Raw genomic sequence first — 16,102 nt, 5'->3', positions numbered from 1 at the left:
CCAGGGAAGGAAGTCCGATGTCTCTCATTGCGCGTTCCGCCGCGCGGCTGACCCGCCGCACCGCGTTGCTCACCGCGACTTGGGCGCTCGCCGGCGCCGCCACCGTCGCCGTCGCCAGCCTCGGCACCGCGAGCGGGGCCGCCGCCCAGACGATCCCGGTCATCGTCAAGGACACCACCTCGCAATATTGGCAGATCGTGCTCGCCGGCGCCCGTCAGGCCGGCAAGGATCTGAACGTCAAGGTACCTGAGCTCGGTGCCCAGTCCGAAGCCGATATTCCCGGCCAGATCTCGGCGCTCGAGAATGCCGTGGCGAGCAACCCGGCCGCGATCGTCATCGCGCCGACCCAATTCTCCGCCCTCGGCGCCCCGATCACCGAAGCCGCCAAGTCGGTGAAGATCATCGGCATCGATTCCGGCGCCGACACCGACGCTTTCACCTCCTTCCTCACCACCGACAACGTGAAGGGCGGCTCGGTCGCGGCCGATGCGCTCGCCGACGCCATCAAGGCGAAGACCGGCAAGGCCGAGGGCGAAGTCGCGCTCATCACCGCCCTGCCCGGCGTCGGCTCGCTCGATCAGCGCGCCAAGGGCTTCAAGGACACGCTCGCCGCCAAATATCCGGGCATCAAGCTCGTCAGCGAGAAGGTCGCCGACGGTCAGGCCACCACCGGCCTCAACATCATGACCGACCTCATCACGGCGAACCCGAACCTCGTCGGCGTGTTCGCCTCGAACCTGCCGATGGCGCAGGGTGCCGGCCAGGCGCTCGCCGAGAACGCCGACGCCCAGAAGAAGCTGGTGCTCATCGGCTTCGACAGCGACGACAAGCTCGTCGGCCTGCTCAAGCAGGGCGTCATCTCGGCCCTCATCGTCCAGGACCCGTACCGGATGGGCTATGACGGCGTGAAGACCGCGCTTGCCGCCTCGAAGGGCGAGAACGTGCCCAAGGATGTCGATACCGGCGTCAACCTGATCACTCAGGCGAACCTCGACACGCCGCGGTCGCAGGAACTTCTGAACCCGAAGCTGAACTGAGCGGCTGGGCGGCGGCCACGGTCGCCGCCCGCTCCAGCGAGCCGTCGCGAGGGCGCCGTCGCCCTCGCGATCCGCCGCGCGCCCGACGCCATTGTTCCCGTATCCGTAAGGCGATCGCACGATGACCGTGCCTATTCTGGAGCTCCGCAAGGTCGATAAGCGCTTCACCGGCACCTACGCCCTGAAGCAGATCGATCTCGCCTTCCAGGAGGGGGAGATCCACGCGATCGTCGGCGAGAACGGGGCCGGAAAGTCGACCATGATCAAGATCCTGACGGGCGCCCACGTGCGCTCGTCGGGCACGATCCTGTGGAAGGGCGAGGTCGTCCCGCTCGACGATCCCCACGACGCCATCGCCCTCGGCATCAACGCCGTCCACCAGGAAGTGGTGCTCTGCCCCCACCTCTCGGTCGCCGCCAACATGTTCCTCGGCGACGAGCGCACGCGCTTCACGCTGCTCAAGGACCGCGAGATGGTGGTCGAGGCGCAGCGCGTCCTCGACGGGCTCGGCTTCTCCCTGCCGGCCGCCGCCACGCTCTCGGACCTCACGATCGGCCAGCAGCAGCTCGTCGCCACCGCCCGCGCCGCCATGCGCGGCACCCGCTTCCTCATCTTCGACGAGCCGACCGCCTACCTGACGCGCCAGGAGACCGACCAGCTCTTCCGCCTGATCCGTAGGCTCAACGGCGAAGGGGTGACGATCGTCTACATCAGCCACCGGATGGAGGAGATCTTCGAGCTCGCCGACCGCGTCTCGGTGCTGCGCGACGGCGCCCTCGTCTCGACCCGCATCGTCGCGGAGACCCGCGAGCCGGACCTCATCCGCGACATGGTCGCCCGCTCGATCGAGGAGGTCCACTACAAGGAGCCGATCGAGCTCGGCTCGCCCCTCCTCGAGGTCAAGCACCTGAGCGGCCCCGGCTTCAACGACGTCTCGCTCACGGTCCATGCCGGCGAGGTGGTCGGGCTCTACGGTCTCGTCGGCGCCGGGCGCTCGGAATTCGCCCAGTGCCTGTTCGGCCGCACCCGGCGCAGCGCCGGCGAGGTGATCTTCAAGGGTGAACCAATCCACCCGCGCACGGTGGGCGAAGCGATCGACAAGGGTCTCGCCCTGGTGCCGGAAAGCCGGCGCGACCAGGGCCTCTGCCTCAATCTCGGCGTCGGCTTCAACCTGAACCTGTCGATCTTCGAGCGTCTGAGCCCGCTCGGCCTCGTCGACACGGGGGCGGAGCGCCGCGCCGCCGCCCGCCAGATCGCCGACATGCGCATCTTGACCGCCTCGCAGCGCGCTCCCGCCGCGACCCTGTCGGGCGGCAACCAGCAGAAGATCGTGATCGGCAAGTGGCTCAACCACGGCGCCGATCTCTTTATCTTCGACGAGCCGACGGTCGGCGTCGATGTCGGCACCAAGGTCGAGATCTACAAGCTGTTCGCCGCCCTGTTGAAGCGCGGCGCCGGCATCATCCTAATTTCATCCTACCTACCCGAAGTGCACGACCTGAGCGACCGGCTCCACGTGTTCCGCGCGGGACGCGCGGTCGCCGAGCATCCCTCGCGCGCGGTCGAGGCGGAGACGATCCTGAAGGAGGCGATCGGTGTCTGAGTCGACGACCAAGGCGGCCGAGGCCGCCGCCCCGCGCCGCTCCCTCAAGTTCGGCTTCCTCCTCAACCTGACGCTGCTCGGCCTGCTCATCCTGATGTGGCTGGTGCTGTCGGTGGCGACGGATTCGTTCGCGACCTACGCCAACTTCTCGAACCTGATGCGCCAGGCCTCGCTGTGGGCGATCATCGCGATCGGGCAGACCTTCGTCATCATCACGGCGGGCATCGACCTGTCGGTCGGCGCCGTGGTCGGTCTCGCCTCCACCGTGGTGGCGCTCCTGATGCGGGCCGGCTGGCCGATCCCGCTCGCGATCGCCGTTACGCTCCTGATGGGCATCGCCATCGGCGCCTTCCACGGCTTCGCCATCGTGCGCATGCGCCTGCCGCCCTTCATCACCACCCTCGCCTCGCTGACCGCGCTGCGCGGCATCGGTCTCCTGATGACCAACGGGCAGACCATCGCCGGCTTGCCGGCGAGCTTCGGCGCCTTCTCGCGCGAGAGCTTCCTCGGCATCCCGAACCTGTTCTGGATGGTGATCGTGGTGGCGGTGCCGGCTTATCTCGTGCTGCACAACAGCCGCTGGGGCCGCTATCTCTACGCAGTGGGCTCCAACCCGGAGGCGGCGCGGCTGTCCGGCGTCAATATCGGCCGCACCATCTTTTTCGCCTACATGGTCTCGGCCGGCCTCGCGGCGCTCGCCGGCGTGCTCACCGCCTCGCGCATCGGCATCGGCGTCGCCACCACCGGCGACGGCTGGGAACTGCAATCGATCGCCTCGTCGGTGATCGGCGGCGCGAGCCTGTTCGGCGCGGTCGGCAGCGTGCCCGGCCCCCTCCTCGGCGCGATCCTGCTCACGACCATCAACAACGGCGCCAACCTGTTGAACGTAAATCCGTTCTGGCAGCGCATCATCACCGGCGGCCTGATCATCGCGATCGTCTATTTCGACCAGATGCGCCGCCGCCGCTCGCGGTGACGAGGGGCGGCTCTCGCCGCCCCCGCCTCTTCACACGAGCATGCCGCCGCCGTCTACGACGAGCGTCTGTCCCGTGGCGAAGGGCTGGCTCATCAGAAAGAGGTAAGCTGCGGCGAGATCCTCCGGCAGGCCGACGCGCCCCACCGGCAGCCTCTCCCCGGCCGCAGAATACATGGCCTCGCGATCGGCTTCGGGGATGTCGCTCCACAGCGGCGTGCGCACGAAGCCCGGCGAGACGATGTTCACCCGCAGCGGCTTCAGTTCGATCGCGAGCGCGCGGGTCAGTCCCTCCATCGCCGCACAGATGCTCGAACCGAGAGCCCAGCCGGCTTGCGGCGGGCGGGCGCTCGCAATGCCCGAGGAGAAGGTGATCGAGCCGCCCGGACGGAGATGGGCCGCACCATATTTCGCCGCGGTATAGGCACCCCAATAGCGGACGTCGAAGAAGGCGCGGGCCTCGTCGAGCGGCAGGTCCGCGATCGCACCGAGCTTCAGGCTCTCGCCGGCCGTGAAGACGAGGTGGTCGAACGCGCCGACGCGCGCGAAGAGCGCCGAGACGGCGGCCTCGTCGCGCACGTCGACGGTGTGGCCCCGCGCATCGGCTCCGAGTTCGAGGAGCGCGGCCTCGACGCTCGATTGTTGCCTCGACACCACCACAGGGGTTCCCCCCTGCCGCACCACGGACCGCGCCACGGCGAGGCCAATGCCGGACGTCCCTCCGATGATGACCACCTGCTTGCCGTTCATCGTCATAATGATCTCCAGGAATGCGACGGCGCTCGCCGTCGGACCCGGACTTTCCCGCTGGACAAGGCGTGATTCAAACGCATCCTTGTCATCCAAATGGTGACAGGAATTCACGCATGAGCATCGATTCCCGCCTCTTGAGCGGCATCGGCACCTTCATCGCGGTGGCGGAGACCGGCAATTTTGCGCGGGCCGCCGAAGCGCTGTCTCTGACACCCTCAGCCGTCAGCCGCTCGATCGCGCGGCTGGAAGACCGCCTCGGCATTCGCCTGTTCGAGCGCAATGCGCGCTCGACCGTGCTGACCGAGGCGGGACAATCGATGTTCACCGAGGTCGCGCCACTCCTCGTCGGAATTTCGGAGGCGGCCAGCAATGCGGTTGCGGGGGCCGAGCTCGTGCGCGGCAGGCTGCGCGTCAACTGCGACGGCTGGTTTTCGAGCCTCATGCTGGCGCCGCGGCTTCAACCCTTTCTCGACACCCATCCGAACCTGTCGCTCGACCTCGTCGTGCGCGACGGCATCGGCGATCTCGTTTCGGATGGTTTCGATGTCGCGATCCGCTTCGGGGAGCCGACGGCCAACGGCTTGGTGACGCGCAAGCTTTTGGAAACGCGTATTCTCACCTGCGCATCGCCCGCTTATTTGGCGCGCTATGGCAGACCGGAGCATCCGAGCGACCTCGCCGGCGGCGGGCACCAGTGCCTCTTATTCCGCGATCCGGCGTCCGGGCGGCCGTTCGAGTGGGAATTCCATCGGGCCGGCACCGTCCTCCCCGTCAAGGTGGACGGTCGACTCGTGCTCAACGACGTCGCCACCTCCCTCGCGGCATGTGTCGCCGGCCTCGGGATCGCGCAGCCGATGGCTCTCGGCATCGACGAGATGCTGGCCGACGGCCGCCTCGTCGAGCTCTTTCCGGACTGGAACGAGGAGCGCTTCCCCCTCCACGCTTATTATCCCTCGCGCCACCTGTGCCCTTGCCGGGTCCGCGCCTTCCTCGACTTCGTGAGCGGGCTCGGCGGGGCATCGTCAATGGCGGAATAAATCACGACGCCGCACCCTCCCCTGCCAGGGGGAGGGTCGACGGCCGTAGGCCGGCGGGGTGGGGTCGCGGCACTCACGACATCCGGGGCGTCTCGTCCGCGGCGTGACCCCACCCCGGCGCTGCGCGCCGACCCTCCCCCTGGCAGGGGAGGGTTAAGAGGCGCATCATCCTTGGCGAAGGTCTGTCTCACCCCCCGTACACGACCAACAGATCCTTCGCATCGATCGGGGAGCCGGCGGAGACGAGGACTTCGGCGATCACGCCGTCACGCTCGGCGTGAAGCACCGTCTCCATCTTCATCGCCTCGATCGAGAGCAGCACATCGCCCGCTTTGACCGTCGCACCGGCCCGCGCGGCCAGCGTCGCGACGATGCCCGGCATCGGCGCGGCGACGTGGTTCGGGTTGCCCTCCTCCGCCTTGCGGCGCACCGCCCGCGCCGAGGCGCCGTGGGAGCGGTCGGGGACGCGGACGATGCGCGGCTGGCCGTTGAGCTCGAAGAAGACGCGAACCTGCCCCTCCTCGTCCGGCTCGCCGATCGCCTGGCAGCGCACCACCATCGTCTTGCCGGGCTCGAGTTCGACCAGGATCTCCTCGCCCGCCGGCAGGCCATAGAAATAGGTCGGCGTCGGCAGCACGCTGACCGGGCCGTAGGTCTCCTGGGCCTTGGCAAAGTCGGCGAACACCTTCGGGTACATCAGCGACGCGGCGAGGTCTTCGTCCGAGACCGCGCGGCCGATCTTGTCGGCGAGCGCCGCCCGCTCGGCTTCGAGGTCGGCCGCGGCAATGAGCGAGCCCGGCCGGACCTGGATCGGCTCGGCGCCCTTGAGGATCTTCTTCTGCAAGTCCTTCGGAAAGCCGCCCGGCGGCTGGCCGAGTTCGCCCTTGAAGAGGCCGACGACCGATTCCGGGAAGGCGACGTCCCGCGCCGGATCGAGGACGTCCGCCGGGGTCAGGTCCGACGACACCATCATCAGCGCCATGTCGCCCACAACCTTGGAGGACGGCGTCACCTTGACGATGTCGCCGAACATCCGGTTGACGTCGGCATAGGCGGTGGCGACCTCGTGCCAGCGGGTTTCGAGGCCGAGCGAGCGCGCCTGCTCCTTGAGATTGGTGAACTGGCCGCCCGGCATCTCGTGGAGGAAGACCTCCGAGGCCGGGGCCTGGAGGTTCGCCTCGAAGGCGCAATATTGGCCGCGCACCGCCTCCCAATAGAACGAGATCTCGCGGATGACCTCCGGGTCGAGAATGGTGTCGCGCTCGGTGCCCTTCAGCGCCTCGACGATCGAGCCGAGGCAGGGCTGCGAGGTGAGGCCCGAGAAGGCATCCATCGCCGCATCGACGGCGTCGACGCCGGCATCGACCGCCGCGAGCACGGTGGCGGCGGAGATGCCGCTGGTGTCGTGGGTGTGGAGATGCACCGGCAGCGGCGTCGCCTCGCGCAGCGCCTTGACGAGGACGCGGGCGGCGGCGGGCTTCAGCAGGCCCGCCATGTCCTTGATGCCGATGATGTGGCAGCCGGCGGCCTCGAGCTCCTTCGCCATCGCCACATAATATTTGAGATCGTATTTCGGCCGACGCGGATCGAGCAGGTCGCCCGTGTAGCAGATCGCGCCCTCGCAGAGCTTGCCCGCCTCGTTCACCGCATCGATCGAGACGCGCATGTTCTCGACCCAGTTGAGGCAGTCGAACACGCGGAAGAGATCGACGCCGCCGGCGGCTGCACGCTTCACGAAGAAGCGGACGACGTTGTCGGGATAATTGGCGTAGCCGACGCCGTTCGAGCCGCGCAGCAGCATCTGCAACAGCAGGTTCGGCGCCTTCTCGCGGATCGCGGCGAGCCGCTCCCACGGGTCCTCGGTGAGGAAGCGCATGGCGACGTCGAAGGTCGCCCCGCCCCAGCATTCGAGCGAGAGCAGCGACGGCAGCCCGCGGGCATAGGCGCCGGCGATCGCCGCGATGTCGTGGCTGCGCATGCGGGTCGCGAGCAGCGATTGGTGGCCGTCGCGCATCGTCGTGTCGGTGACGAGCACCCGCCGCTCGTTGCGCATCCACTTGGCGAACGCCGCCGGCCCGTCGAGATCGAGGCGCTGGCGGGTGCCGTTCGGGATCGTGCGGTCGAACACCGGCGGTTCCGGCTTGCGGGCGTCGGCCGGCGGCCGCGGCCGGCCCTTCACCTCCGGATGGCCGTTCACGGTGACGTCGGCGACGAAAGTCAGGAGCTTCGTCGCCCGGTCGCGCCGCTTCACCTGGGCGAACAGTTCCGGCGTCGAGTCGATGAAGCGGGTCGTGTAGGAATTGTCGAGAAAGCTCGGGTGGGTGATCACGTTCTCGAGGAAGGCGAGATTGGTCGCGACGCCGCGGATGCGGAACTCGCGCAGGGCCCGGTGCATGCGGGCGATCGCCTCGTCGGGCGTCGGCGCCCACGCCGTCACCTTCTCGAGGAGCGGATCGTAGAAGCGGGTGATGACCGCGCCCGAATAGGCGGTGCCGCCGTCGAGACGGATGCCGAAGCCGGTCGCGCCGCGATAGGCGGTGATGCGGCCATAATCCGGCACGAAATTCTGTTCCGGGTCCTCGGTGGTGATGCGGCACTGGAGGGCGTGGCCGTTGAGGCGGATCGCCTCCTGCGCCGGCACGCCCGATGGCGGCGTGCCGATCGCCGCCCCTTCGAGGATGTGGATCTGCGCCTTGACGATGTCGATGCCCGTCACCTGCTCGGTGACGGTGTGCTCGACCTGGATGCGCGGATTGACCTCGATGAAATAGACCTTGCCGGTATCGGCATCCATCAGGAATTCGACGGTGCCGGCACCGACATAATCGACCGCGCGGCCGATCCGCAGCGCATAATCGGCGAGTTCCTGGCGCTGCGTGTCGTTGAGATAGGGCGCCGGCGCCCGCTCCACGACCTTCTGATGCCGCCGCTGCACCGAGCAATCGCGCTCGAACAGATGGACGAGGTTGCCGTGGGTGTCGCCGAGGATCTGCGCCTCGACGTGGCGGGCGCGCTCGACGAGCTTTTCGAGATAGACCTCGTCCTTGCCGAAGGCGGCCTTGGCCTCGCGCTTCGCGGCCGTGACGTCGCGACGCAGGTCCTCGACGGTGCGGATCACGCGCATGCCGCGCCCGCCGCCGCCCCACGAGGCCTTGAGCATCAATGGATAGCCGATCGTCTCGGCGAGGCGCTCGACCTCTTCCATGTCGTCCGGCAGGGGATCGGTCGCCGGCATCACCGGCACGCCGACCGAAATCGCGAGATTGCGCGCGGCGACCTTGTTGCCGAGGGTGCGCATCGTCTGCGGCCGCGGGCCGATGAACACGATGCCGGCGGCCGCGCAGGCCTCGGCGAATTCCGGGCTCTCCGACAGGAAGCCGTACCCCGGATGGATGGCGTCCGCGCCCGCGAGCTTCGCGACGCGGATGATTTCCGGGATCGAGAGATAGGCCTCGATGGGCCCGAGCCCTTTGCCGATCTGATAGGCGGCGTCCGCCTTGAAGCGGTGCAGCGCGAGCTTGTCCTCCTCGGCGAACACCGCGACCGTCTCGATCCCGAGCTCGTTCGCGGCGCGGAAGACGCGAATCGCGATCTCCGAGCGGTTGGCGACGAGGAGGCGGCGGAACTGCTTCAGCGGCGCGGTCGTCTCGGCCATTCGCGGGCTCTCCGGATGCGGGGTCGATGGAGCGGACGCCTCCGTGAGGTCCGCCCGGGAGAAGCCCGGATCCGGCGCGGAGGCGGCGAAAGTTTCCATGCCGCGGCGCCGCGCGCAAGCGCCCGGCGGTCGGCCTCGCGACGCCTCATGCAAGCGGCGAGCCGAAGCGCAATCCGCTTCGTCCAGCGACGATCATGACCAAAAACCGGCGGAAATTTCAAAACTTTGTGTTCACATCGCGCTGCAACCTCCCATAACATCGCGCCACGTTCCGCTCGTCCACGATGAGCGGCGCCCCGCCTCGACGCGGTGCGACACCAAAAAGACAGAGGTCAGCAGCTATGCAGTTCCGCAAATTTGCCGGTCTTCTCGCCCTTACGACCTGCCTTGCCTGGTCGGCGGCGGCGGAAGCCAAGACCCTCGTATTCTGCTCCGAAGCGAGCCCCGAGGGTTGGCAGCCGGCGTTCTACACGAGCGGCACCACCTTCGACGCGGTCTCCCGCACCATCTACAACCGCCTCGTCGAATTCGAGCACGGCGGCACCACGCTTCAGCCCGGCCTCGCCGAAAAGTGGGAGATCTCCCCGGACGGCAAGGAATACACTTTCCATCTGCGCAAGGGCGTGAAGTTCCAGAGCAGCGACAAGTTCACGCCGAGCCGGGATCTCAACGCGGACGACGTGGTCTACACCTTCAACCGTCAGCTCAAGAAGGATGATCCCTTCCACAACGTGAGCAACGGCTCGTACGAATATTTCGAAGCGATGTCGATGCCGGCGATCCTCAAGGAGGTCGTGAAGGTCGACGACAACACGGTGAAGTTCGTGCTCAACGAGCCGAACGCGCCCTTCCTCGCCGATCTCGGCATGGACTTCGCCTCGATCCAGTCCAAGGAATATGCCGACGCGATGCTGAAGGCCGGTACGCCGGAAGTCATCGACCAGGAGCCCGTCGGCACCGGTCCCTTCCAGCTCGTCGCCTACCAGAAGGACGCGGTGATCCGCTACAAGGCCTTCCCGGATTATTGGGCCGGCAAGCAGCCGATCGACGACCTCATCTTCGCGATCACGCCGGATGCCTCGATCCGCGCCGAGAAGGTGAAGGCGGGCGAGTGCAACGTCATGCCCTATCCGAACCCGGCCGACATCGCCGGTCTCAAGGCGGACGCGAACCTCAAGGTGCTGCAGCAGGAAGGCCTCAACATCGGCTACCTCGCCTACAACACGACCCAGAAGCCGTTCGACGACGCCCGCGTTCGCCGCGCCCTCAACATGGCGATGAACAAGAAGGCGATCATCGACGCCGTGTATCCGGGCGTCGGCCAGGTCGCCAAGAACCCGATCCCGCCGACCATGTGGTCCTATGACGAGGCGACCATCGACGATCCGTATGATCCCGAGGGTGCCAAGAAACTGCTCGACGAAGCCGGCGTGAAGGACCTGACGGTGAAGCTCTGGGCGATGCCCGTGAGCCGTCCGTACAACCCCAACGGCCGCCGCATGGCCGAGCTCCTGCAGGCCGACTTCGCCAAGATCGGCGTCAAGGCCGAGATCGTCTCGTTCGAGTGGGGCGAATATCTGAAGCGCGCCGGCGACAAGAACCACGAGGGCATCGTCATGCTCGGCTGGACCGGCGACAACGGCGACCCGGACAACTTCCTCGGCGCGCTGCTGACCTGCGACGGCGTCGGCACGTCCAACAACGTTGCCGAGTTCTGCTACCAGCCGTTCGAAGAGCTCATCAAGAAGGCGCGCACGACCTCCGACGTGGCCGAGCGCACCAAGCTCTACCAGGAGGCTCAGAAGGTCTTCAAGGAACAGGCGCCGTGGGCGACCATCGCTCACTCGCTGGTCACCGTGCCGACCACCAAGAACGTCGTCGGCTTCAAGATGGACCCGCTCGGCATTCACCGCTTCGACGGGGTGGACATCCAGGAATAAGCTGGACATCCTCTAATAAGTGGAGCAGAAGGCCCGCCGCACCGCATGTGACCCATGTCGGTGCGGCGGGCCGCCTCGATTTGGGGCCTGCTCGACGGTCTCGCCGGAGACAGCGGGGCGCCGCGGGCCTTGGGTGGGCGCGCGCGAGTGCGCATGCGCTTCCGCTGGGCAAAGGGTGCAGGCCCGAGAGTGTCGGAGCGGTTCCGTTTGCCGCGCCATGAGATCCCGTGCGCGAGGCGGCGCCGAGATCATGCCGGCCCTTCGAGGGGTGGAGTCCATCATTTCGCGCCCCGGCGTGCACGGCTGTTCGTGCGCGCCGGGCCCCGCGCGGCCGCCGGACCCTGCGCGTCCGGCCAATTCTGGCAGGTCGAATGTTTCGCTTTCTTCTGAAGCGGCTGACCGTGCTCGTTCCGACCTTCATCGGCGTCACGATCATCGCCTTCGTCTTCATCCGTCTTCTGCCCGGCGACCCGGTGCTGGTCATGGCCGGCGAGCACGGCGTCTCGCCCGAGCGGCACGCCCAGCTCATGGCGGCCTTCGGCTTGGACAAGCCGCTGTGGGAGCAATATCTCGTCTATCTCTGGAACATCCTGCACGGCGATCTCGGCCGCTCGCTCGTGAGCAAGAAGCCGGTGCTCCAGGAGTTCAGCAGCCTGTTCCCGGCGACGCTCGAGCTCTCGCTCTGCGCCATGATCTTCGCGGTCGCGATCGGCATTCCGGCGGGCGTGATCGCCGCGGTGCGCCGCGGCTCGGTGTTCGACCATGCGGTGATGTCGACCGCCCTCGTCGGCTATTCGATGCCGATCTTCTGGTGGGGCCTGCTCCTCGTCATCGTGTTCTCCGGCATCCTGAAATGGACGCCGGTGTCGGGCCGCATCTCGCTTCTCTATTTCTTCCCGCAGGTGACCGGCTTCATGCTGATCGACAGCCTGCTCTCCGGGCAGAAGGGCGCGTTCGGCTCGGCGGTCTCCCACCTCATCCTGCCGACCATCGTGCTCGGCACGATCCCGCTCGCGGTGATCGCCCGGCAGACCCGCTCGGCGATGCTCGAAGTCCTCGGCGAGGATTATGTCCGCACCGCCCGGGCGAAAGGCCTCGCGCCGCTGCGCGTGGTCGGTCTCCACGCCCTGCGCAACGCGCTGATCCCGGTCGTCACCACCATCGGTCTCCAGATGGGACTTCTGATGGCCGGCGCGATCCTGACGGAGACCATCTTCTCCTGGCCCGGGGTCGGCAAATGGCTGGTCGATTCCGTGTTCCGCCGCGACTACACGGCGGTGCAGGGCGGCCTCCTCCTGATCGCGGCGATCATCATGCTCGTCAATCTCCTGGTCGACCTAGCCTACGGCCTGGTCAACCCGCGCATCCGGCATTGAGGAGAAACGACATGACAGAGGCCTCTCTGACGAGGATCTGCGATCTCTCAGGCGGCATCGCGTGGCTGAATCGCGATCAACTCCTCGCCGATGGCGGCGCGCGCGCTCTCGAGATCGAAGCGCGCCTGGATACCGAGCCAGAACTCGGCACTCGTGCCGAAATAGCGCGACAGACGCAGCGCCGTATCCGGCGTGACCGGACTTTCTTCCCGCACGATGCGCTCGATGCGGGTGCGCGGCACCCGAACGAGATGAGCGAGCGCGTAGGGTGTCAGCCCGAGCGGCGCGAGAAACTCCTCGCGCAGCACCTCGCCCGGATGAACGGGGCGAAGCGGATCGTCGATCGGGTCGTTGCGATGCTCCGCCATGGGACACGCTCCTCAATGATAATCGACGATCTCGACGTCCAAGGCGCCGGCCGCATCCCAGCGGAAGCAGATGCGCCATTGAGCATTGATCCGAATGGACCATTGCCCCGCCCGGTCGCCCTTCAACATCTCCAGCCGATTGGCGGGGGACTGCGAAGGTCGTCCAGGGATCGTGCTTCCGCGAGCATGACCAGCTTTCGGCGCGTGACGCGCAGAAGTTCGGCCGGAAATCCCTTGCCCGGGTCGCGACCGGCGAGCAGATCCTCCGCCCGCGCATCGCGAAAGCCGACGATCGCCACCGCCGCTCTCCCTTCCCCCACGGCGTCTACGTATCACAATACGATACGTCGCTCAACGTGCGGAGCGCCGCATGACCGACACCACCGCCTCCACGCCAGCCCGCCGCTATCCCTTTTGGGAGACGCTCGGCGACGTCTGGGCCTCCTATGCGGAGAACCGCGGCGCCGTCGCAGGTCTCTTCGTGTTCCTGTTCCTCGTCGCCGTCGCCGTGTTCGCGCCGCTCATCGCGCCCCACGCGCCGGATGCGCAGAACACCGCCGCCCTCCTCCAGCCGCCGGCTTGGCAGCAGGGCGGCAGCCTCGATTATCTGCTGGGCACCGACGCGGTCGGCCGCGACATGCTCTCGCGGCTCATCTTCGGCGCGCGCTATTCGCTCTTCATCGGCCTCGTCGTCGTCGTGCTCTCCCTCGTCTCGGGCATCGCGCTCGGGCTCGTCGCCGGCTATTTCGGCGGCTGGGTCGATATCGTCATCATGCGGGTGATGGACGTCATCCTCGCCTTTCCGAGCCTGCTCCTCGCCCTGGTGCTGGTCGCCATCCTCGGTCCCGGCCTCGACAACGCGATGATCGCCATCGCGCTCGTGCTGCAACCCCATTTCGTGCGGCTCACCCGCGGCTCGGTGATGACCGAGCGCGGCAAGGATTATGTGCAGGCGGTGCGCACCGTCGGCGCCGGTCCGATCCGCATCATGCTGAAGACGATCCTGCCCAATTGCGTGGCGCCGCTGATCGTCCAGGCCACGCTGTCGTTCTCGAACGCCATCCTCGAGGCCGCCGCGCTCGGCTTCCTCGGCATGGGCGCCCAGCCGCCGACGCCCGAATGGGGCACCATGCTCGCCGAGGCGCGGGAATTCATCCTGCGCGCCTGGTGGGTCGTCACCTTCCCCGGCCTCGCCATTCTCATCACAGTGATCGCCATCAACCTGATGGGGGACGGCCTGCGCGACGCCCTCGATCCCAAGCTGAAGAGGAGCTGAGGCCATGGCCCTCCTCGAAATCTCCAACCTCTCCGTGTCGTTCGCGACGCGCCACGGCGCATTCCGGGCCGTCGATCGCGTCTCGCTCGACATCGGCCTCAACGAGGTCGTGTCGGTCGTCGGTGAATCCGGCTCCGGCAAGTCGGTCGCCATGCTTGCGGTGATGGGGCTTCTGCCCACGACGGCGACCATCACCGCCGACCGCCTCGCCTTCGACGGCCGCGATCTCCTGACGATGCCGGCGCGAGAGCGCCGCCGCATCATCGGCCGCGACATGGCGATGATCTTCCAGGAGCCGATGTCGAGCCTCAATCCGTGCTTCACGGTGGGCTTCCAGATCGGCGAGGTGTTGAAGACCCATCTCGGGCTCAACGGCACGGCCAAGCGCAAGCGGGCGGCGGAACTGCTCGCCCTCGTCGGCATCCCCGATCCGGAGCGGCGGCTCTCCGCGTTCCCGCATCAGCTTTCGGGCGGCATGAGCCAGCGCGTGATGATCGCGATGGCACTCGCGGGAAATCCGAAGCTTCTCATTGCCGACGAGCCGACCACCGCGCTCGACGTGACGATCCAGGCGCAGATCCTCGACCTTCTGACGAAGATCCAGCGCGAGACGGGGATGGCGCTCGTGCTCATCACCCACGACATGGGCGTCGTCGCGGAGACCGCGCACCGCGTCGCCGTGCAATATGCCGGCCAGCAGGTCGAGATCCAGACGACCCGGGAACTGTTCCGCGATCCGCATCATCCTTACACCGCGGCCCTGCTGGAAGCCCTGCCCGAGCGGGCGACGGAAGGCCGCCTCCCGGCGATCCCGGGCCTCGTTCCCGGCGCGTTCGACCGACCGAAGGGATGCCTGTTCGCGCCGCGCTGCCGCTTCGCGATCGATTATTGCCACAGGGTCGAGCCGACGCCGGCGAGCGCCGCCCTCGGCCATGCCCGGTGCCACCTGCCGCTCGTCGACGGCGTCAACGTCGTCCGCGAGGGTGTGCCGGCGGAAGGAGTGCCCGCATGAGCGTCGAAGCGATAGACCGGACGAAGTCCGCCGCGGCGCCCGCCGCCGCCCCGCTCGTCGTGGCCGAAAACCTGTCGCGATCCTACGAGGTGTCGCGCGGCCCATTCCGCAAGGCGGGCCTCGTTCACGCCCTCGCCGGCGTGTCGTTCAAGCTCGAGGCCGGCAAGACGCTCGCGATCGTGGGCGAATCCGGGTCCGGCAAATCCACCCTTGCCCGTCTCGTCACGATGATCGAGGAGCCGAGCGGCGGCCGCCTCCTGATCGACGGCGCCGACGTCTCCGGGATCGACCGTGCCGCGCGCGCGCGGCTGCGGCGCGAGGTGCAGATCGTTTTCCAGAACCCCTATGGTTCGCTCAATCCGCGCCAGACCATCGCGACGCAGCTCGAAGAGCCGCTCCTCATCAACACCGACCTGTCGAAGGCCGAGCGCCGGGCGGAAGCGGTCGCCATGCTCGCCAAGGTCGGGCTGCGGCCGGAGCACGCCGACCGCTATCCGCACATGTTCTCGGGCGGACAGCGCCAGCGCATCGCCATCGCCCGCGCGATCATGCTGAAGCCGCGCATCCTGGTGCTCGACGAGCCGGTCTCGGCGCTCGACGTCTCGGTGCGTGCCCAGGTGCTCAATCTGCTCGCGGATTTGCAGGAAGAGTTCGGCCTTGCCTATCTCTTCGTCAGCCATGACCTTTCCGTGGTCCGCCACATCGCCGACGACGTGCTCGTGATGTATCTCGGCCGCGCCGTCGAGCAGGGCGCCGCGGACGCGATCTTCGAGAGCCCGCAGCACCCCTATACGGAAGCCCTGCTTTCGGCGACGCCCGTCGCCGATCCGGACCGCCAGAAGACCCGGATCGTGCTCGCCGGCGAGCTGCCCTCCCCGTTCAACCCGCCGAGCGGCTGCGCCTTCAATCCGCGCTGCTGGAAGAAGGTGGAGCGCTGCGCGCGCGACCGGCCTCCGGAAATGCCGGTTCGCGGCCGCGCGGCCGCATGCTGGGTCGCCGCGGCCGAGGCCGCCGGCCGGCCGGTGGAGGCGATCTGAGACGGCGGACCGGAACGGCCCACCTCTTGCATAGG

Annotated in this window: 12 protein-coding genes and 1 pseudogene; 9 read left to right on the top strand and 4 right to left on the bottom strand. The window is 67.6% G+C overall.

Annotated elements, in window-relative coordinates:
• Positions 1-17: 17 nt before the first annotated feature.
• The 3 genes from F0357_RS16380 to F0357_RS16370 all read left to right on the top strand — a co-directional run bounded on the left by F0357_RS16380 (position 18) and on the right by F0357_RS16370 (position 3,616).
• Positions 18-1,037 carry an ABC transporter substrate-binding protein gene (locus F0357_RS16380; RefSeq protein WP_153484450.1) on the top strand — a complete coding sequence of 340 codons (1,020 nt, stop codon included), beginning with the start codon at positions 18-20 and terminating at the stop codon, positions 1,035-1,037.
• 121 nt (positions 1,038-1,158) lie between these two features.
• Positions 1,159-2,640 (top strand): sugar ABC transporter ATP-binding protein, encoded by a 1,482-nt coding sequence (locus tag F0357_RS16375; RefSeq protein WP_153484448.1) that lies wholly within the window; start codon positions 1,159-1,161, stop codon positions 2,638-2,640.
• Positions 2,633-3,616, top strand: a complete 984-nt coding sequence (locus tag F0357_RS16370) for an ABC transporter permease (RefSeq protein ID WP_312861628.1) — start codon at positions 2,633-2,635, stop codon at positions 3,614-3,616. The genes F0357_RS16375 and F0357_RS16370 overlap by 8 nt, the downstream gene beginning before the upstream one ends.
• Before the next feature lie 30 nt (positions 3,617-3,646).
• On the opposite strand, the gene F0357_RS16365 is transcribed toward F0357_RS16370, so the two are convergent.
• A complete protein-coding gene (locus F0357_RS16365) occupies positions 3,647-4,369 on the bottom strand; it encodes an SDR family oxidoreductase (protein ID WP_208948383.1) in 723 nt (240 codons plus the stop codon).
• A 110-nt stretch (positions 4,370-4,479) separates the two neighbouring features.
• Here F0357_RS16365 and F0357_RS16360 point away from each other — a divergent pair, with 110 nt between their 5' ends.
• On the top strand, positions 4,480-5,403 hold the full coding sequence (locus F0357_RS16360) for a LysR family transcriptional regulator (protein WP_153484445.1): 924 nt from the start codon (positions 4,480-4,482) through the stop codon (positions 5,401-5,403).
• A gap of 187 nt (positions 5,404-5,590) precedes the next feature.
• Here the strand turns inward: F0357_RS16360 and pyc are convergent, their stop codons facing one another.
• A complete protein-coding gene (gene pyc, locus F0357_RS16355; protein WP_153484442.1) occupies positions 5,591-9,058 on the bottom strand; it encodes a pyruvate carboxylase in 3,468 nt (1,155 codons plus the stop codon).
• 341 nt (positions 9,059-9,399) lie between these two features.
• On the opposite strand from pyc, the gene F0357_RS16350 reads away from it, so the two are divergent.
• Complete coding sequence (locus tag F0357_RS16350; RefSeq protein WP_153484434.1) at positions 9,400-10,998, top strand: ABC transporter substrate-binding protein; 1,599 nt, start codon at positions 9,400-9,402, stop codon at positions 10,996-10,998.
• Positions 10,999-11,369: 371 nt separating this feature from the next.
• Positions 11,370-12,374, top strand: coding sequence for an ABC transporter permease subunit (locus F0357_RS16345; RefSeq protein ID WP_153484432.1), 1,005 nt, complete (start codon positions 11,370-11,372; stop codon positions 12,372-12,374).
• A gap of 47 nt (positions 12,375-12,421) precedes the next feature.
• Here F0357_RS16345 and F0357_RS16340 read toward each other — a convergent pair whose 3' ends face one another.
• Both F0357_RS16340 and F0357_RS16335 read right to left on the bottom strand, forming a co-directional pair.
• On the bottom strand, positions 12,422-12,742 hold the full coding sequence (locus tag F0357_RS16340) for a HigA family addiction module antitoxin (RefSeq protein WP_153484430.1): 321 nt from the start codon (positions 12,740-12,742) through the stop codon (positions 12,422-12,424).
• Positions 12,743-12,754: 12 nt separating this feature from the next.
• Positions 12,755-12,957 (bottom strand): annotated as a pseudogene (locus F0357_RS16335) (type II toxin-antitoxin system RelE/ParE family toxin).
• Positions 12,958-13,112: 155 nt separating this feature from the next.
• On the opposite strand from F0357_RS16335, the gene F0357_RS16325 reads away from it, so the two are divergent.
• The 3 genes from F0357_RS16325 to F0357_RS16315 are packed head-to-tail and all read left to right on the top strand — an operon-like array spanning position 13,113 to position 16,067.
• The gene (locus F0357_RS16325) at positions 13,113-14,018 is read left to right on the top strand and encodes an ABC transporter permease subunit (RefSeq protein WP_153484409.1); all 906 of its coding nucleotides are present in this window, start codon (positions 13,113-13,115) and stop codon (positions 14,016-14,018) included.
• 4 nt (positions 14,019-14,022) lie between these two features.
• On the top strand, positions 14,023-15,030 hold the full coding sequence (locus F0357_RS16320; protein ID WP_153484405.1) for an ABC transporter ATP-binding protein: 1,008 nt from the start codon (positions 14,023-14,025) through the stop codon (positions 15,028-15,030).
• Complete coding sequence (locus F0357_RS16315) at positions 15,027-16,067, top strand: dipeptide ABC transporter ATP-binding protein (RefSeq protein ID WP_153484402.1); 1,041 nt, start codon at positions 15,027-15,029, stop codon at positions 16,065-16,067. Before F0357_RS16320 ends, F0357_RS16315 begins: the two co-directional genes overlap by 4 nt.
• The last annotated feature ends 35 nt before the right edge of the window (positions 16,068-16,102 follow it).

The organism is Segnochrobactrum spirostomi (assembly GCF_009600605.1).
Classification (GTDB): domain Bacteria; phylum Pseudomonadota; class Alphaproteobacteria; order Rhizobiales; family Segnochrobactraceae; genus Segnochrobactrum; species Segnochrobactrum spirostomi.
The sequence above is the reverse complement of the archived record's forward strand: the minus strand, read 5'-3'. Positions and strand labels throughout refer to the sequence as shown.